At 58.6% G+C, this 16,226-nt stretch carries 22 protein-coding genes and 1 tRNA gene; 21 read left to right on the top strand and 2 right to left on the bottom strand.

Annotated features, from left to right (window positions below; all coding sequences use genetic code 11):
• Positions 1–9: 9 nt before the first annotated feature.
• From EC86_RS0114455 to EC86_RS0114355, 21 genes are all read left to right on the top strand, one after another.
• The gene (locus EC86_RS0114455; protein ID WP_029526401.1) at positions 10–318 is read left to right on the top strand and encodes a DUF2160 domain-containing protein; all 309 of its coding nucleotides are present in this window, start codon (positions 10–12) and stop codon (positions 316–318) included.
• Between the two features lie 94 nt (positions 319–412).
• Positions 413–2,143, top strand: a complete 1,731-nt coding sequence (locus tag EC86_RS0114450) for an ABC transporter substrate-binding protein (RefSeq protein WP_029526400.1) — start codon at positions 413–415, stop codon at positions 2,141–2,143.
• Positions 2,144–2,489: 346 nt separating this feature from the next.
• On the top strand, positions 2,490–4,082 hold the full coding sequence (locus EC86_RS0114440; RefSeq protein WP_029526399.1) for a glycerol-3-phosphate dehydrogenase/oxidase: 1,593 nt from the start codon (positions 2,490–2,492) through the stop codon (positions 4,080–4,082).
• A 418-nt stretch (positions 4,083–4,500) separates the two neighbouring features.
• Positions 4,501–4,869 (top strand): 50S ribosomal protein L14, encoded by a 369-nt coding sequence (rplN, locus tag EC86_RS0114435; protein ID WP_007869247.1) that lies wholly within the window; start codon positions 4,501–4,503, stop codon positions 4,867–4,869.
• Positions 4,870–4,881: 12 nt separating this feature from the next.
• Complete coding sequence (gene rplX, locus EC86_RS0114430; RefSeq protein WP_029526398.1) at positions 4,882–5,202, top strand: 50S ribosomal protein L24; 321 nt, start codon at positions 4,882–4,884, stop codon at positions 5,200–5,202.
• Between the two features lie 2 nt (positions 5,203–5,204).
• A complete protein-coding gene (rplE, locus tag EC86_RS0114425) occupies positions 5,205–5,744 on the top strand; it encodes a 50S ribosomal protein L5 (protein ID WP_029526397.1) in 540 nt (179 codons plus the stop codon).
• Between the two features lie 9 nt (positions 5,745–5,753).
• A complete protein-coding gene (gene rpsN / locus EC86_RS0114420; RefSeq protein WP_029526396.1) occupies positions 5,754–6,059 on the top strand; it encodes a 30S ribosomal protein S14 in 306 nt (101 codons plus the stop codon).
• A gap of 18 nt (positions 6,060–6,077) precedes the next feature.
• Entirely contained in the window at positions 6,078–6,473 is a 396-nt protein-coding gene (gene rpsH / locus EC86_RS0114415; protein ID WP_029526395.1) for a 30S ribosomal protein S8, read from the top strand.
• Positions 6,474–6,497: 24 nt separating this feature from the next.
• Positions 6,498–7,031 (top strand): 50S ribosomal protein L6, encoded by a 534-nt coding sequence (rplF, locus tag EC86_RS0114410; RefSeq protein ID WP_029526394.1) that lies wholly within the window; start codon positions 6,498–6,500, stop codon positions 7,029–7,031.
• 11 nt (positions 7,032–7,042) lie between these two features.
• The gene (rplR, locus tag EC86_RS0114405) at positions 7,043–7,408 is read left to right on the top strand and encodes a 50S ribosomal protein L18 (protein WP_011799765.1); all 366 of its coding nucleotides are present in this window, start codon (positions 7,043–7,045) and stop codon (positions 7,406–7,408) included.
• A gap of 17 nt (positions 7,409–7,425) precedes the next feature.
• Positions 7,426–7,944, top strand: a complete 519-nt coding sequence (gene rpsE / locus EC86_RS0114400; protein ID WP_011799766.1) for a 30S ribosomal protein S5 — start codon at positions 7,426–7,428, stop codon at positions 7,942–7,944.
• Positions 7,945–7,957: 13 nt separating this feature from the next.
• Positions 7,958–8,140: a 50S ribosomal protein L30 gene (rpmD, locus tag EC86_RS0114395; RefSeq protein WP_029526393.1), complete on the top strand. Its 183-nt coding sequence runs from the start codon at positions 7,958–7,960 to the stop codon at positions 8,138–8,140.
• A gap of 66 nt (positions 8,141–8,206) precedes the next feature.
• A complete protein-coding gene (rplO, locus tag EC86_RS0114390; RefSeq protein WP_029526392.1) occupies positions 8,207–8,638 on the top strand; it encodes a 50S ribosomal protein L15 in 432 nt (143 codons plus the stop codon).
• A gap of 19 nt (positions 8,639–8,657) precedes the next feature.
• Positions 8,658–9,965, top strand: a complete 1,308-nt coding sequence (gene secY, locus EC86_RS0114385) for a preprotein translocase subunit SecY (protein ID WP_029526391.1) — start codon at positions 8,658–8,660, stop codon at positions 9,963–9,965.
• A gap of 85 nt (positions 9,966–10,050) precedes the next feature.
• Positions 10,051–10,164 carry a 50S ribosomal protein L36 gene (gene rpmJ / locus EC86_RS27830; protein ID WP_028820150.1) on the top strand — a complete coding sequence of 38 codons (114 nt, stop codon included), beginning with the start codon at positions 10,051–10,053 and terminating at the stop codon, positions 10,162–10,164.
• A 25-nt stretch (positions 10,165–10,189) separates the two neighbouring features.
• Complete coding sequence (gene rpsM / locus EC86_RS0114380; protein ID WP_029526390.1) at positions 10,190–10,555, top strand: 30S ribosomal protein S13; 366 nt, start codon at positions 10,190–10,192, stop codon at positions 10,553–10,555.
• A gap of 13 nt (positions 10,556–10,568) precedes the next feature.
• On the top strand, positions 10,569–10,973 hold the full coding sequence (rpsK, locus tag EC86_RS0114375) for a 30S ribosomal protein S11 (RefSeq protein ID WP_011799771.1): 405 nt from the start codon (positions 10,569–10,571) through the stop codon (positions 10,971–10,973).
• A 130-nt stretch (positions 10,974–11,103) separates the two neighbouring features.
• Complete coding sequence (rpsD, locus tag EC86_RS0114370; protein ID WP_029526389.1) at positions 11,104–11,727, top strand: 30S ribosomal protein S4; 624 nt, start codon at positions 11,104–11,106, stop codon at positions 11,725–11,727.
• Positions 11,728–11,821: 94 nt separating this feature from the next.
• Positions 11,822–12,814, top strand: a complete 993-nt coding sequence (locus tag EC86_RS0114365; RefSeq protein ID WP_029526387.1) for a DNA-directed RNA polymerase subunit alpha — start codon at positions 11,822–11,824, stop codon at positions 12,812–12,814.
• A gap of 86 nt (positions 12,815–12,900) precedes the next feature.
• Entirely contained in the window at positions 12,901–13,299 is a 399-nt protein-coding gene (gene rplQ, locus EC86_RS0114360; protein WP_029526385.1) for a 50S ribosomal protein L17, read from the top strand.
• A gap of 18 nt (positions 13,300–13,317) precedes the next feature.
• Positions 13,318–13,394: transfer RNA gene (locus EC86_RS0114355), tRNA-Met, on the top strand.
• A 75-nt stretch (positions 13,395–13,469) separates the two neighbouring features.
• On the opposite strand, the gene EC86_RS0114350 is transcribed toward EC86_RS0114355, so the two are convergent.
• The gene (locus tag EC86_RS0114350) at positions 13,470–14,804 is read right to left on the bottom strand and encodes a cation:proton antiporter (RefSeq protein ID WP_029526383.1); all 1,335 of its coding nucleotides are present in this window, start codon (positions 14,802–14,804) and stop codon (positions 13,470–13,472) included.
• A gap of 225 nt (positions 14,805–15,029) precedes the next feature.
• A complete protein-coding gene (locus EC86_RS0114345) occupies positions 15,030–16,220 on the bottom strand; it encodes a phospholipase A (RefSeq protein WP_029526382.1) in 1,191 nt (396 codons plus the stop codon).
• Positions 16,221–16,226 lie beyond the last annotated feature (6 nt).

Below are 16,226 nucleotides of genomic sequence, written 5' to 3'. Positions count from 1 at the left end.
GAAAACACCATGTTCGAGTGGATGGCCTGGACCACGCCGGTGGCGGTATTTTTCAGCTGCATCGTGCTGATGCTCGTCGGCATGACGGTCTGGGAGATGAAGTCGCCCACCCGTTTGCGGCGCGGCTTTTTGCCACTAGCCACCACGCGCGGCGACCGGCTGTTCATCGGCCTGCTGAGCGCGGCCTATGTGAACCTGGCGTTTGTCGGCATCAGCGGCAAGCTGGCCGAATGGCTGGGGCTGGAAGGCGACCCGTCCATCTGGATCAGCTTCGTGCTGTCGATGGCCTTGCTGGCCGTGATCATGCGCAAGGGTTGAACGAAAACTGTTTTTTAAAAGAGCAAACCGGCTCATCCTTCCCGGAGCCGAAAAGCCTTCATTCACGGGGAGCGAACCAATGAGGAGACAAGTCATGAAGATGCGTTACACGGCTTTGGCACTGGCAGCTGCGGGCTTGATGGCAGGCCCTGGCCGGGCGGACGAGGCGGCCGCCAAGAAATGGATTGACAGCGAGTTCCAGCCCTCGACCCTGACCAAGGACAAGCAGCAGGCCGAGATGAAGTGGTTCATCGACGCGGCCAAGAAGCTGCAGGCCAAGGGCGTCAAGGAAATCTCGGTGGTTTCCGAAACCATCACGACCCACGAATACGAATCCAAGACCCTGGCCAAGGCCTTCGAGGAAATCACCGGCATCAAGGTCAAGCACGACCTGATCCAGGAGGGCGACGTGGTGGAAAAACTGCAAACCTCGATGCAGTCGGGCAAATCGATCTACGACGGCTGGATTTCCGACTCCGACCTGATCGGCACGCACTACCGCTACGGCAAGATCATGTCGCTCACCGAGTACATGAAAGGGGCGGGCAAGGAGTTCACCAACCCCGACCTGGACCTGAAGGACTTCATCGGCACCAGCTTCACCACCGCCCCCGACGGCCAGCTCTACCAGTTGCCCGACCAGCAGTTCGCCAACCTGTACTGGTTTCGCGCCGACCTGTTTGCGCGCAAGGACCTGCAGGACCAATTCAAGGCCAAGTTCGGCTACGACCTCGGCGTGCCGCTGAACTGGAGCGCCTACGAGGACATCGCCGAGTTTTTTACCAACGACGTGAAGACCATCGACGGCAAGCCGATCTACGGCCACATGGACTATGGCAAGAAAGACCCGTCGCTGGGCTGGCGCTTCACCGACGCCTGGCTGTCGATGGCGGGAACCGCCGACAAGGGCATTCCCAACGGCATGCCGATTGACGAGTGGGGCATCAAGGTGGCGGCCGACAAATGCACGCCCGTGGGCGCGTCGGTGTCACGCGGCGGCGCGACCAACTCGCCGCCGGCCGTCTATGCGCTGACCAAGTACATCGACTGGATGAAAAAGTACGCGCCCAAGGAAGCCATGGGCATGACCTTTGGCGAGTCCGGCCCCGTGCCGGCGCAGGGCCAGATCGCGCAGCAGATCTTCTGGTACACCGCCTTCACGGCCGACATGACCAAGCCCGGCCTGCCGGTGGTCAATGCCGACGGATCGCCCAAGTGGCGCATGGCCCCCGGGCCGAACGGGCCGTACTGGAAGCAGGGCATGCAAAACGGCTACCAGGACGTTGGCTCCTGGACCTTCTTCAAGAATCACGACCCCAACAAGGTAGCCGCGGCCTGGCTGTATGCGCAGTTCGTCACCGCGAAGACGACATCGCTCAAAAAGTCAATCAACGGGCTGACGTTCATCCGCGACAGCGACATTCGTTCGGACTATTTCACGAAAAACGCCAACAAGTACGGCGGCCTGGTCGAGTTCTACCGCAGCCCGGCGCGCGTGGCCTGGACGCCGACCGGCACCAACGTTCCCGACTATCCCAAGCTGGCGCAGCTGTGGTGGAAGAATGTCGCCGAAGCCGTCACCGGCGAAAAAACGCCGCAAAAGGCCATGGACAATCTCGCCGAGGAAATGGACAACGTGATGGGCCGCCTGGAGCGGGCAGGCATGGCCCACTGCGCGCCCAAGCTCGCGGCCAAGGGCGACCCGGCCAAGATGCTGAGCAACGACCATGCGCCGTGGGCCAAGCTGGCCAACGAGAAGCCCAAAGGAGAAACCATCAACTACGACAAGATGTTGCAAGCCTGGAAAGACGGCAAGGTTCGCTAAGCTGCCCCGTGGCCGCATGAGGTGTTTGCTTCATGCGGCCCGTTTTTTTTCGCCAAGCCTGACTGCTTCAGGCGCCGCAGCAGCTCCTGGGTGGCGCCAGCGCGCAACCGTTTTAACCAGAAAACAGGTTTTCAACATTAAATATGCCTTTTGCGCAGTTACAGTATGCGCAAGCAGCTATAAATTAAGTAGCAATAACTATCAGGCGCCTTCACTGCTGTGAAGGAAGGTGCGTGTGATTTCCCCCTGTTCACTTCGGCGCGCGCCAACGCGCAAGACAGCCCGTGTGCAAGGTTCAAGCAAATCAGGACAACAGGTTTTATGGAAACGGGAATTGAAGTTCATGATGTTTGAGCCGGTATTACCTGCCCCCACGCGGCGCAAGGACCTGCTGAGCCGGCTCGCCGAACCGCGCCATTACGATGTCGCCGTCATCGGCGGCGGCGCCACCGGCCTGGGCGTGGCGCTGGATGCGGCGGCGCGCGGATTTTCGGTGGTGCTGGTCGAGTCGCACGACTTTGCCAAGGGCACGTCGTCGCGCGCCACCAAACTGGTACACGGCGGCGTGCGCTACCTGGCGCAGGGCAATATCTCGCTGGTGCGCGAAGCCCTGCATGAGCGCTCGACGCTGCTGGCCATCGCGCCGCACCTGGCGCAGCCGCTGCCTTTTGTCATGCCTTCATACAAATTCTGGGAGTCGCCTTTCTATGGCGTCGGGCTCAAGCTGTACGACGCCCTGGCGGGCAAGGACGGGCTGGGCGATACCGAATTCCTGAACCGCGCCGACACCCTGGCGCGCCTGCCCACGCTGCAGCCGCAAGGCCTCAAGGGCGGCGTCAAGTACTGGGACGGCCAGTTCGACGATGCGCGGCTGGCGCTGGCGCTGGCGCGCACGGCCGCCCGGCACGGCGCGCTGCTGGTCAATTACTGCGCCGCCACCCGGCTGATCCATGAAGACGGCAAGGTCACCGGCCTGTGGGTGAAGGACCGGGAAACGGGCCACACCCATGAGTTGCATGCCAGTTGCGTGGTCAATGCCACCGGGGTCTGGGTGGACCGCCTGCGTTTGCAGGATGGCCAGGCGACGGGCCGCGATGCCAAGCCGATGGTCGCTCCCAGCCAGGGCGTGCATATCGTGGTGGACCGCGAGTTCCTGCCCACCGACCACGCCCTGCTGATTCCCAAGACGGCCGACGGCCGGGTGCTGTTCGCCGTGCCCTGGCTGGGCAAGACCATCCTGGGCACCACCGACACGCCGCGCCGCGACCTGGCGCGCGAACCGCTGCCGTTTCGTGAAGAGATCGACTTCATCCTGCGCGAGTCGGCCCGCTACCTGAGCCGCGCGCCCGGGCTGGCCGACATCAGGAGCCTCTGGGTCGGCCTGCGGCCGCTGGTCAAGCCGGCCGATGACGATGCCGAGCGCACCAAGTCCTTGTCGCGCGAGCACACCGTGCTGGTCAGCAAGAGCGGCCTGGTCACGGTGACCGGCGGCAAATGGACGACCTACCGCGCCATGGCCGGCGACGTGCTCGAAAAATGCTTTGCCGCCGGACTGCTGCCGGCGCGCACCGGGCTGGCGACCGACCATCTCCGGCTGGTCGGGGCGCAAGGCTCCAGCGTGCCGATCAGCAGCCCGCCCGGGCTGCACCTGTACGGCAGCGAGGCGGGCGCGGTCCAGGCCATGCGCGGCGCAGACCAGGAACTGGGCGGCGGCCTGAGTGAAGCCATGGTGCGCTTTGCCGCGCGCTACGAATATGCCCGGACCGTGGAAGATGTGCTGGCACGGCGCTCGCGCCTGCTGTTTCTGGATGCGGCACTGGCGCGCACCCTGGCGCCGGCAGTGGCCGCGTTGCTCCAGCAGGAGAACGGCATCGACGCGCAACTGCCCTCGTTTTTGACGCTGTGCGACCAATACCTGACGGTGCCGGCCCCGGTTTGAGGGCGTCCGCGTTGGTTGAATGCCACAGCCTGCCCTGCAAGCTGCGCGGCATTGCTTTGTCCGGGCACTATGTTTTTGATAGCTACTTGTGCAGTTTGGTAGTGCGCAAACGGCTAATTTGATCCTGAATTTCTTTGTCTGACCCGATTCTGGCACGGTGGTTTTGCCGGGCGCAAGAATGACGGAGGATTTCAACCTGGCATCAAATACCGTCCAACAGGATTATTTTTACAAACATTGTTGACACTGGCTTTTACTTTCGTGATAATCGTGGGCTTCGCTCTAAAAGGCGAGGAACTTCTGCCCAGCGGAAGCATTGCAAGTGGTTTGCAGTGTGGACGACGGGCCCAAGACTGATTGGCAGGTGGTTTGCATACAGCAATCTGCCAATGCCGGTGCAAGTTGGGAACCAATTTAAATGATTCAAACGCAATCCAAACTCGATGTTGCTGACAACACGGGTGCCAAGTCCGTGATGTGCATCAAGGTGCTGGGCGGATCCAAGCGCCGGTACGCCAGCGTTGGTGACGTCATCAAGGTGAGCATCAAAGAAGCCGCTCCACGTGGCCGCGTCAAAAAAGGCGAGGTTTACAGTGCTGTGGTCGTTCGCACCGCCAAGGGCATCCGCCGCGGTGATGGCTCGCTCGTCAAATTCGACGGCAATGCAGCAGTGCTGCTCAATGCCAAGCTGGAGCCTATCGGCACCCGTATCTTTGGACCAGTGACGCGCGAGCTGCGCACTGAAAAGTTCATGAAGATCGTGTCGCTGGCTCCTGAAGTTCTGTAAGGACCAAAGGCAATGAACAAAATTCGCAAAGGCGACGAGATCATCGTGATCACCGGTCGCGACAAGGGCAAGCGCGGGACGATCACGCAGCGCGTCGATGACAGCTATGTGCTGGTGGACGGGATCAACCTGGTGAAAAAACACACCAAGCCCAATCCGCTCAAAGGCACCACGGGTGGCATTGTTGAAAAAAGCATGCCGATTCACCAATCCAACGTCGCCATTTTCAATGCGGCTTCGGGCAAGGCGGATCGTGTTGGTATCAAGTTGTTGGCTGACGGCAAGAAAACGCGCGTCTTCAAGTCCAGCGGCGAAGAAATTAAGGCTGCATAAACATGGCACGCTTGCAAGATCAATACCGCGAGAAAATCGCGCCAGCCCTGATTGAAAAATTCGGCTACACGACACCCATGCAGGTGCCGCGCATCACCAAGATCACGCTCAACATGGGTGTGAGCGAGGCGGTCGCCGACAAGAAGGTCATGGACAACGCCGTGTCTGACATGGCCAAGATCGCAGGCCAGAAGCCTGTGGTCACCAAGGCCAAGAAGGCTATCGCCGGATTCAAGATCCGCGAAGACCTGCCGATTGGCTGCATGGTCACGCTGCGTGGCGTGCAGATGTATGAATTCCTCGACCGCTTCGTGACCGTTGCCCTGCCCCGCGTCCGCGACTTCCGTGGTATTTCTGGCCGTGCCTTCGATGGCCGCGGCAACTACAACATCGGCGTGAAAGAGCAGATCATTTTCCCTGAAATCGAGTACGACAAGGTCGATGCCTTGCGCGGTCTCAATATCAGCATCACCACGACGGCCAAGACCGATGAAGAGTGCAAAGCCCTCCTCACCGCCTTCCGTTTTCCGTTCAAGAACTGAAGGCGCAAGATGGCAAAACAAGCCCTACTGCAACGTGAACTGAAGCGCGACAAGCTCGTCGCCAAGTTTGCCAAGAAGCACGCTGAATTCAAGGCAATCGCCAATGATTTCAAGCGCACCGATGACGAGCGCGCCCTGGCCCGTCAAGAGCTGCAAAAGTTGCCCCGCAATGCGAACCCGACGCGCCAGCGCAACCGCTGTGCGATCACCGGTCGCCCGCGTGGCACGTTCCGTCAATTCGGCCTGGCTCGCGCCAAGATCCGCGAGTTGGCTTTTGCTGGTGATATCCCTGGTATCACCAAGGCAAGCTGGTAAGCAATAGGAGAACCCCAGATGAGTATGAGTGATCCTATCGCCGACATGCTGACACGCATCCGCAACGCACAAATGGTTGAAAAAGCCGTTGTGCTGGTGCCGTCGTCAAAAGTCAAAGTCGCCATTGCACAGGTTTTGAAGGATGAGGGCTACATTGATGGCTTCTCCGTCAAGCCCAACGATGGCAAGCCCCAGCTGGAAATCGCCTTGAAGTATTACGCAGGCAAGCCCGTGATTGAGCGCATTGAGCGCGTCAGCCGCCCCGGCCTTCGTGTTTACAAGGGCCATGGTGCCATTCCCCAGGTCATGAACGGCCTTGGCGTGGCAATTGTCACGACGCCCCAGGGTGTCATGACCGATCGCAAAGCACGCGCTACCGGTACCGGTGGCGAAGTGCTCTGCTACGTGGCCTAACGGCGGCATTGAGGAGTAACTGAAATGTCTCGTGTAGCAAAAATGCCGGTTTCCATCCCCCAGGGTGTGGACATCGCAATCAAAGAAGACCAGATCAATGTCAAGGGTGTCCTCGGCGCCTTGGCGCTGACACAAAATGCCCATGTCGTCATCAAGAGTGAAGACGGCAAGCTGACTTTTGTGCCGGCCAATGATTCCCGTCAAGCCAATGCCATGAGCGGCACGATGCGTCAGCTCGTGAACAACATGGTGGTTGGTGTCACGACAGGTTTCCAGAAAAAGCTGAACCTGGTCGGCGTGGGCTTCAAGGCCCAAGCGCAAGGCGACAAGCTGAACCTCACGGTGGGCTATTCCCATCCTGTGGTCATGGCGATGCCTGCGGGCATCACGGTCACCACCCCGACGCCCACCGAAGTGGTCATCAAGGGTTCCGATCGCCAACGTGTAGGCCAGATTGCCGCTGAAGTGCGTGCAGTCCGTCCTCCCGAGCCTTACAAAGGCAAGGGCATCCGTTATTCGGATGAAAAAATCACGATCAAAGAAACCAAGAAGAAATAAGGAGCTGCATCATGTTGACCAAAAAAGAGCAGCGCCTTCGTCGTTCACGCCAGACCCGTATCCGCATTGCCAATCAAGGCGTTGCGCGTCTGTCCGTGAACCGCACCAATCTGCATATTTACGCCAGTGTTATCTCTGGCGACGGCACCAAGGTTCTGGCGTCTGCTTCCACGGCTGAAGTGGAAGTGCGCAACGAAATTGGTGGCTCGGGCAAGGGTGGAAATGTTGCTGCTGCGCAGGCCATTGGCAAGCGTATTGCCGAAAAGGCAAAAGCAGCGGGTGTAGAAAAAGTGGCGTTCGATCGCGCCGGTTTTGCGTACCATGGCCGCGTCAAAGCGCTGGCTGATGCGGCTCGCGAAGCTGGTTTGCAGTTCTAAGCAGACTGGAATCAAGTATGGCTAAGTTTCAAGCTAAATCGCAAAACGACGCTCCAGACGATGGTCTGAAGGAAAAAATGATCGCGATCAACCGCGTGACCAAAGTGGTGAAGGGCGGCCGTATTCTCGGTTTCGCAGCACTCACGGTGGTCGGTGACGGTGACGGCCGCGTGGGCATGGGCAAGGGCAAGTCGAAAGAAGTGCCAGCAGCCGTGCAAAAAGCCATGGAAGAAGCGCGCCGCAACATGACCAAGGTGTCATTGAAAAACGGCACGCTGCACCACAATGTGTTCGGTCACCACGGTGCAGCCAATGTCATGATGGCGCCGGCTCCCAAGGGTACCGGCATCATTGCAGGCGGCCCGATGCGCGCTGTGTTCGAAGTCATGGGTATCACCGACATCGTGGCCAAGAGCCATGGTTCTAGCAACCCGTACAACATGGTGCGCGCCACCATGGACGCACTGAAAAATTCCACCACGGCCTCCGATATCGCGGCCAAGCGTGGCAAATCAGTCGAAGAAATCTTCGGCTAAGGCGGACAGTGAAATGACCCAAGAAACCAAAGTAAAAGTTAAACTGGTTCGCAGCCCGATTGGCACCCAGGAATCCCATCGCGCCACCGTGCGCGGTCTGGGCCTGCGTGGTGTCAACAGCGTCAGCGAATTGCAGGACACGCCCGCAGTGCGCGGCATGATCAACAAGATCAGCTATCTGGTCAAAATTATTTGAGGCTTTGCGGGACAGGTCGGGTTGCCTAGCAACCAGACTTTTTCCTCGACGGCTTAAGGACTCATCATGGAATTAAACACAATCAAGCCTAGCGAAGGCGCCAAGCATGCCAAGCGGCGTGTCGGTCGCGGCATCGGCTCTGGCTTGGGCAAAACAGCTGGTCGTGGCCACAAGGGACAAAAATCCCGGTCGGGCGGCTACCACAAGGTTGGCTTTGAAGGCGGTCAGATGCCTATGCAGCGCCGCTTGCCCAAGCGCGGCTTCAAGTCGCATCTGCTGAAATTCAATGCCGAGGTCACCCTCACGGCATTGGAACAGCTCGGCTTGGCCGAAGTCGATCTGTTGACGTTGAAGCAGTCTGGCCTTGTCGGCCAGATCGCCAAGAACGTCAAGGTGATCAACACCGGTTCGCTGTCGCTGGCTGTCAAGCTCACGGGCATTTCTGCCTCGGCAAGCGCCAAGACCCTCATTGAAGCCGCTGGCGGCTCCATCGCTTAATACTTGACGGAACCAATCAGTGGCAACCAACTCAGTCAAAATAGCAAAAACCGGCAAGTTCGGCGACTTGCGCAACAGGCTTGTGTTTTTGCTGCTGGCGCTGGTCGTGTACCGTGTCGGTGCGCACATTCCGGTTCCAGGGATTGACCCCGGTCAATTGAAAGAACTTTTCAAGGGCCAGCAGGGCGGCATATTGAACCTGTTCAATATGTTCTCCGGCGGCGCCCTGTCAAGATTCACGGTGTTTGCCCTGGGCATCATGCCGTATATCTCGGCTTCCATCATCATGCAACTGCTCACCTATGTGGTTCCCACATTCGAGCAGATGAAAAAGGAAGGCGAAGCCGGCAGGCGCAAGATTACACAGTACACGCGCTATGGAACGCTCGGGCTTGCCCTGTTCCAGTCGATGGGTATTGCCGTGGCGCTCGAAAGCTCACCCGGTCTGGTGCTTGATCCGGGTTTCGGATTTCGGATGACGGCGGTGTTCAGCCTGACAGCTGGAACCATGTTCTTGATGTGGCTGGGCGAGCAGATTACCGAACGTGGCTTGGGTAACGGCATCTCCATCCTGATCTTCGCGGGCATTGCCGCTGGCTTGCCTAGCGCCTTGGGTGGATTGCTTGAACTGGTGCGTACCGGTGCCATGAGCATCCTGATTGCGATCGTGATTGTTGCGGTCGTGGTGGCTGTCACGTACTTTGTGGTGTTTGTCGAGCGGGGGCAGCGCAAGATTCTTGTGAACTATGCCCGCAGGCAGGTTGGCAACAAGGTGTATGGCGGACAATCGTCGCATCTTCCGTTGAAGCTGAACATGGCGGGTGTGATCCCCCCGATTTTTGCTTCCTCGATCATCTTGCTGCCGGCAACGGTCGTGGGCTGGTTCAGCACCGGTGAAAGCATGCGTTGGTTGAAGGACATTGCCAGCACGCTGACGCCAGGCCAACCCATCTATGTGTTGCTGTATGCAAGCGCGATCATCTTTTTCTGTTTCTTTTACACGGCCCTGGTATTCAACAGCCGTGAAACCGCAGACAACCTGAAAAAGAGTGGCGCTTTCATTCCTGGCATTCGGCCTGGTGACCAGACGGCTCGCTACATCGACAAGATCTTGGTTCGCCTGACACTGGCTGGTGCTGTCTACATTACCTTCGTGTGTTTGCTGCCCGAGTTTTTGATTTTGAAGTACAACGTGCCGTTTTATTTCGGTGGAACGTCGTTGATGATTATTGTTGTGGTCACCATGGATTTCATGGCCCAGGTTCAGAACTACATGATGTCGCAGCAGTATGAGTCGTTGCTGAAAAAGGCTAATTTCAAGACGTGATGTCTTGGATGTCCTGACGATTTATCGCGAGCACATGGTGTGTTCCGTTCCAAGTAAGCACAGAGTAAAAGTTTAGGAGAAGAAAATGAGAGTTTCAGCTTCGGTCAAGAAAATTTGCCGCAACTGCAAGGTCATCCGTCGCAAGGGCGTTGTCCGCGTGATCTGCACAGACCCACGTCACAAACAGCGTCAAGGCTGATTTTTAAGAGATTTAGAGGACGCACATGGCACGTATCGCTGGTATCAACATTCCGCCGCAGAAGCACGCCGAAATCGGTTTGACTGCAATCTTTGGCATTGGTCGCACGCGCGCTCGCAAAATCTGCGAAGCCTGCGAGATCGACTATGCCAAGAAAATCAAAGACCTGACCGACGGTGATCTGGAAAAAATCCGGGACCACATTGCTCAGTTCACCATTGAGGGTGATTTGCGTCGTGAAACCACGATGAACATCAAGCGCCTGATGGACATCGGCTGCTACCGTGGTTTTCGCCATCGTCGTGGCTTGCCCATGCGTGGTCAGCGCACCCGGACGAACGCCCGTACCCGTAAGGGGCCACGCAAGGCTGCTCAGTCGTTGAAGAAATAATTAAGAGGTCGTCATGGCAAAATCACCCAATAACAGCGCTGCCCAGCGCGTTCGCAAGAAAGTTCGCAAGAACGTGGCCGATGGCATTGCCCACGTACACGCGTCTTTCAACAACACCATCATCACGATCACCGACCGCCAAGGCAACGCCCTGTCATGGGCTTCGTCAGGTGGTCAGGGCTTCAAGGGCTCGCGCAAGTCAACACCTTTCGCCGCACAGGTTGCATCGGAAGTTGCCGGTCGCGCTGCCATCGAGCAGGGGATCAAGAACCTTGATGTTGAAATCAAGGGACCTGGTCCCGGACGCGAATCTTCTGTTCGTGCCCTCGGCGCTCTTGGCATTCGGATTAATTCGATTGCCGACGTGACACCGGTCCCGCACAACGGCTGCCGCCCACAAAAGCGTCGCCGCATTTAATTTGTGTTGTTTCGCCCGGCCGCTTGCTCAGCAATCGGTCGGGCGTCAGCATTTTCACCAAGCCCACCGCCATCAGGTTCAAACCGAAGGCTCCTGCAGAAATTGCAGCAGATGACAAAAGGATATTCAAGTGGCACGTTACCTCGGCCCCAAGGCCAAACTTTCCCGCCGTGAAGGCACCGACCTTTTCCTGAAGAGCGCCCGCCGCTCGATCAGCGACAAGGCCAAATTCGACTCCAAGCCAGGTCAGCATGGCCGCACTTCGGGCACCCGCACTTCCGACTATGGTCTGCAACTGCGTGAAAAGCAGAAGGTCAAGCGCATGTACGGCGTGCTGGAAAAGCAGTTCCGCCGTTACTTCGAAGAAGCTGATCGCCGCCGTGGCAACACGGGCGCGAACTTGCTGTCGGTGCTGGAATCGCGTCTGGACAATGTGGTGTACCGCATGGGCTTCGGATCGACCCGCGCCGAAGCGCGCCAACTGGTTTCCCATAAGGCCATGACGGTCAATGGCCAGTCGGTGAACATTCCGTCGTACATGGTCAAGGCCGGTGACGTGATTGCCGTGCGCGACAAGTCCAAGACGCAGACCCGCATTGCTGAAGCGCTCGAACTCGCCAAGCAGGTCGGCTTGCCAGCCTGGGTAGATGTCAATGCTGACAAGGGTGAAGGCACCTTCAAGAAAGTGCCTGATCGTGATGAATTCGCCGCCGATGTCAACGAATCGTTGATTGTCGAGCTGTATTCACGTTGATTTTCCGTTCCTGGCGACACGCTTGCCGTGCCGCCAGGTGTGCTTCGCCAGCCTTATCGGTGTAACGAGCCGAGGGTATTGAGAGGAAGACTGCATGCAGACAAATTTGTTAAAACCAAAAACTATCAATGTTGAGCAGCTTGGCACCAACCGTGCCAAGGTGACTCTGGAGCCCTTCGAGCGTGGTTACGGCCATACGCTGGGCAACGCGCTGCGTCGTGTGCTTCTGTCATCCATGGTGGGCCACGCCGCAACTGAAGTCACCATCGCCGGTGTCTTGCATGAGTACTCTTCGATTGACGGTGTCCAGGAGGATGTCGTCAATATCCTGCTGAACCTCAAGGGTGTGGTCTTCAAGCTCCACAACCGTGACGAAGTGACATTGAGTCTCCGCAAGGACGGCGAAGGTCCGATCACGGCGGCCGACATTCAGACGCCCCATGACGTGGAAATTGTCAACCCTGACCATGTGATCATGAATCTGTCGCACGGCGGCAAGATCGACATGCAGATCAAGGTCGAGAATGGCCGTGGCTATGTGCCTGGCAACGTCCGCCGTTATGGCGATGAGTCGCCGAAGTCGATCGGCCGCATTGTGCTCGACGCGTCCTTTTCTCCGGTCAAGCGCGTCAGCTACACCGTTGAAAGCGCCCGCGTCGAGCAGCGTACCGACTTGGACAAGCTGGTTCTGGAAATCGAGACCAATGGTGCTGTTTCCGCAGAAGACGCGGTGCGTGCCTCGGCCAAGATTTTGGTCGAGCAATTGGCGGTGTTTGCCCAGCTCGAAGGCAATGAGCTTGGCGCCATCATCAATGATCCGGCACCCCGCAGTTCGCAGCAATTCGATCCGATCTTGCTGCGCCCCGTCGATGAGCTGGAACTCACGGTGCGTTCGGCCAACTGCCTGAAGGCTGAAAATATCTACTACATTGGCGATCTGATCCAGCGCACTGAAAACGAGCTCCTGAAGACACCCAATCTGGGCCGGAAATCTCTCAACGAGATCAAGGAAGTGCTGGCCTCCCGCGGCCTGACACTGGGGATGCGTTTGGAAAGCTGGCCTCCTGCGGGCCTTGACAAGCGTTAATTTTGACTAAGATCTTCATCTTTCGATGAAGAAGTGCACGGGCAGTACCTGATACGGCTGCTTCGATATTACATAAAGGAAGCACTATGCGACACGGACACGGACTACGTAAACTCAACCGCACCAGCGAGCACCGCCTCGCCATGCTGCGCAACATGATGAATTCGTTGCTCCAGCACGAAGCCATCAAGACCACCCTGCCAAAAGCCAAAGAGCTGCGCCGCGTGGTTGAGCCGATGATCACCCTGGCAAAAACGCCGACCCTGGCCAACAAGCGGCTGGCATTTGACCGCCTTCGCGATCGCGACATGGTGGTCAAGCTGTTTGCCGAACTCGGCCCAAGGTACCAGACGCGTCCAGGCGGCTACACCCGTATTCTAAAGATGGGTTTCCGCGTTGGTGACAATGCGCCTATGGCTTTGGTTGAGCTGGTTGATCGTCCTGATGTTTCGGAAGAAATTAAAGACGAAGCAGCTGCAAAGTAAGCTATAATAATTACATACCGCGCGGTGGAGCAGCCTGGTAGCTCGTTGGGCTCATAACCCAAAGGTCGTAAGTTCAAATCTTGCCCGCGCAACCAACATCTGGTTGTTAAAACCATTACAAAAAGCCTGCTTAAAGCAGGCTTTTTGTTGTCCGGCTTTTATTTCCTGAATTATTTTTGCCGTTTCTTTTTGGCAGCCTTGCGCGCTTCGTAGTGCTGCATCAGTGGCGTTACTGAAATGCCATGCACGATGATGGACGCAACCACCACCGCCAGTGTGATCGACAGCAGGCGCTCTGCCAGCACCGGCTGGATGTCATGGTTGATCGCGTAGAGCAGGTAATACAGCGAGCCAATGCCGCGTATGCCAAACCAGCTCATCAAATTGCGTTGTGAACCACTGACCTGCGTGCCGAGCAATCCGGCATAGACCGCCACCGGCCGCACCAGCAGGAAAAGCACCGGTACAAACCACAGCACGTCGCGCTCAAATTCAACGGTTGCCAGCAACACGCCAACGGCCAGCACGATGCCGACCTCGACAAAACTTTCCAGCTGGCTGTTGAAGCGCTGCACGGCATTCATCATGTTGGCGGGCGCCTCGGCGCCTGAGGCTGCCTGTTCGTCAGGGCTCAGTTCGGAGGCGGCCTTCTGGGTTTCGGTCTGCGCAGCCGGTGCATGGGCAGAACCCTCGTCGATGCGGCGCAATGCCAGCCCGGCGGCGAACACCGCCAGAAAACCGTAGGTGTGGCAGAGCAGGGCGACGCCATACGCCAGCGCAATCAGGCCGAGCGCAATGAATTCGTCAGACCGCAACGCTTCCCGGTGGCGCATGCGCAAGTAGATGATGGCGCGGCCCACCAGCGTTCCCAGCAGGTAGCCCAGCCCCAGGCCGCCCGCTACCGCCCACAACACATCCACGCTCCACCAGCGCCAGCCGGCTTCGCCCAACTCGTGCACACCCAGCAGGCCCAGACCCAGCATGACAAATGGAAACGCCGTGCCGTCGTTCAGTCCGCCTTCCCCGGTGAGTCCGAAGCGCAGGCGGTCGCGGTCACCGGGATTGGAAACCTGGACATCCGAAGCGAGCACCGGATCGGTCGGCGCCAGGATGGCCCCCAGCAGCACTGCAGCGCCCAGCGACAGGCCAAGTCCATACACGCCCAGCGCCGTGACGGCCGCGACGGTCACGATCATGGACACCGTGGCCAGCTGCACCGGAATGCGCCAGCGTCGGTCGCGCAACGGCAGTTCGAGCTTCATTCCGGCGGTGAACAGGGAGATGAGCACGGCGATTTCGGTCAGGCGCTCCAGCATCACCCTGTTTTCCAGGGCATCAAGCCGGAGCAACCCCAGTCCCATCGGGCCGACCGCCACACCGACGCCCAGGTAGAGCATGGCTGCGTTCAGCGGTAATCGGGAGAAGAAGGAGCTGCCCATCGTCATGGCAATCAGCAGCAGGCCGATGATGAAGGCGCCCAGCGCAAAGGCGTCTATTTCAGCCATGACAGAACCACGGGAGACCGGCTGGCTGCCGTAAAGCAAGTGAAATCATCCCACTTAGCTTAAAGCACGCAGCCTTCTCCGCATCGGTGCGGCCTGCGGTTTCGGGGCGGGTCCGCTGCACCAGGCCAAGGGAGATTTTTATTATGAAAAAGACAGAACGCGAAATTCAGTAAAGGATATATTGCTACTAAAAATATAGCATTGAAAGAATCTTCATGCGCTGTTTCACCAGTCAACCAGGCTCAGTCCCACGCTCAGCACATTGCGTCTTTTGTTGTAGTCCAGCAGGCTGTCGCCATAGCCGTTGAACAACTGCACGTGGTAGCGCAGGCCGGTGTAGTTCGGCGACGCCGCTGGCGCCATCATCCAGTCGATCCGGGTCGAGCCTCGGGCTTCACTGCGCAGCGAGTGCCGCAGCGTGACACCCAGCGTGTTGGCCTTGTTGATTTGCCAGGTGGCATTGAGTTCGGCGCGGCCAATGTAGTTTTCAATGCCCGGGTTTTCGTCATCGACTGCCGACTCGCGCAGGCGGTCCCAGATGCGGCCCTGCAGGCGCAGGCTGGACTCGGGGCCCAGCACCTTTTCGGCCGCACCCATCAGGTAGGTACGGTTCCAGCTGCGCGACAGCTGATCCGACTGGCCATTGGACTGGTGCATCAGTCCGACGCCCGAGAGCCGGTAATTCCAGCCGCCGGGCAGGGCGATTTGATGCGGGTAGATATAGATGACTTCGGGCTCATGGTCGGTTGTGCGAAACGGCCGCGAGATGTTGCCGCTGAACAGCTGCCAGTAACTTTGCTGGCTGTAGCCAAACCAGAGCGAGTCCTGGTCGTCCGCGTCGGCGTCGCCGCTCTTGAGCAGGCCCTTGGCCACCTTGGTGCGTACCGACAGCTGGATCTTGGTTTCCGCGTGCTTGTAGTCCGGTGGCGTCCCTGCGCCGATCAGCGGCGGGGGATTGACGCCGCCGGACATGACGAACGCGAGCGACATCGGCCGGTAGCCGCGAATGGCAAAGGTGTCGCAATCGGTGCCGCGCTGAAGCTCCCAGAACCTGGAAAGTTCGGAATACTGCGTGTTGCGGCAGCCGATGGGCTTGCCGTCGGGCGCCTCGGTATTGAGCGATGGCAGCAGCAGGATCTGTGTGGCGGGCGCGCCGGTGGCCGGATCAGCCGGTGCGCTGGTCATTGACGCTGGCGGCGTGTTGGCCGGCAGCTGCGATTCGGCCCATTGCTGAAAACACGTCAGCTGGGCGCCGGCATCGTTCTTGAGGGCCTGGCATGCCTGCCAGCCCAGGCTGGAGGGGCGGTTGGCGGGAAGCAGCGGCGCGGCTGGGGCCGTCTGGGCTTGTGCCGAGCCGGCGATGAGCAGGCCGGCCGTCAGCAGAAGGCGATTCAGGGGCAGGAGTTTGAAGGGCATGGTTTT

This window comes from Polaromonas glacialis (assembly GCF_000709345.1).
Lineage (GTDB): Bacteria > Pseudomonadota > Gammaproteobacteria > Burkholderiales > Burkholderiaceae_C > Polaromonas > Polaromonas glacialis.
This window is presented reverse-complemented; position numbering and strand designations above follow the sequence as displayed.

Bases quoted from the DNA above. Each gene is read 5' to 3' on its own strand.
- rpsN (WP_029526396.1), top strand. From the start codon at position 5,754: ATGGCAAAACAAGCCCTACTGCAACGTGAACTGAAGCGCGACAAGCTC.
- rpsM (WP_029526390.1), top strand. From the start codon at position 10,190: ATGGCACGTATCGCTGGTATCAACATTCCGCCGCAGAAGCACGCCGAA.
- rplR (WP_011799765.1), top strand. From the start codon at position 7,043: ATGTTGACCAAAAAAGAGCAGCGCCTTCGTCGTTCACGCCAGACCCGT.
- rpmD (WP_029526393.1), top strand. From the start codon at position 7,958: ATGACCCAAGAAACCAAAGTAAAAGTTAAACTGGTTCGCAGCCCGATT.
- rplE (WP_029526397.1), top strand. From the start codon at position 5,205: ATGGCACGCTTGCAAGATCAATACCGCGAGAAAATCGCGCCAGCCCTG.
- rpsK (WP_011799771.1), top strand. From the start codon at position 10,569: ATGGCAAAATCACCCAATAACAGCGCTGCCCAGCGCGTTCGCAAGAAA.
- EC86_RS0114440 (WP_029526399.1), top strand. From the start codon at position 2,490: ATGTTTGAGCCGGTATTACCTGCCCCCACGCGGCGCAAGGACCTGCTG.
- rplO (WP_029526392.1), top strand. From the start codon at position 8,207: ATGGAATTAAACACAATCAAGCCTAGCGAAGGCGCCAAGCATGCCAAG.
- rplN (WP_007869247.1), top strand. From the start codon at position 4,501: ATGATTCAAACGCAATCCAAACTCGATGTTGCTGACAACACGGGTGCC.
- rplQ (WP_029526385.1), top strand. From the start codon at position 12,901: ATGCGACACGGACACGGACTACGTAAACTCAACCGCACCAGCGAGCAC.
- EC86_RS0114450 (WP_029526400.1), top strand. From the start codon at position 413: ATGAAGATGCGTTACACGGCTTTGGCACTGGCAGCTGCGGGCTTGATG.
- rplX (WP_029526398.1), top strand. From the start codon at position 4,882: ATGAACAAAATTCGCAAAGGCGACGAGATCATCGTGATCACCGGTCGC.
- rpsH (WP_029526395.1), top strand. From the start codon at position 6,078: ATGAGTATGAGTGATCCTATCGCCGACATGCTGACACGCATCCGCAAC.
- rplF (WP_029526394.1), top strand. From the start codon at position 6,498: ATGTCTCGTGTAGCAAAAATGCCGGTTTCCATCCCCCAGGGTGTGGAC.
- EC86_RS0114365 (WP_029526387.1), top strand. From the start codon at position 11,822: ATGCAGACAAATTTGTTAAAACCAAAAACTATCAATGTTGAGCAGCTT.
- EC86_RS0114350 (WP_029526383.1), bottom strand. From the start codon at position 14,804: ATGGCTGAAATAGACGCCTTTGCGCTGGGCGCCTTCATCATCGGCCTG.
- rpsE (WP_011799766.1), top strand. From the start codon at position 7,426: ATGGCTAAGTTTCAAGCTAAATCGCAAAACGACGCTCCAGACGATGGT.
- EC86_RS0114345 (WP_029526382.1), bottom strand. From the start codon at position 16,220: ATGCCCTTCAAACTCCTGCCCCTGAATCGCCTTCTGCTGACGGCCGGC.
- rpmJ (WP_028820150.1), top strand. From the start codon at position 10,051: ATGAGAGTTTCAGCTTCGGTCAAGAAAATTTGCCGCAACTGCAAGGTC.
- EC86_RS0114455 (WP_029526401.1), top strand. From the start codon at position 10: ATGTTCGAGTGGATGGCCTGGACCACGCCGGTGGCGGTATTTTTCAGC.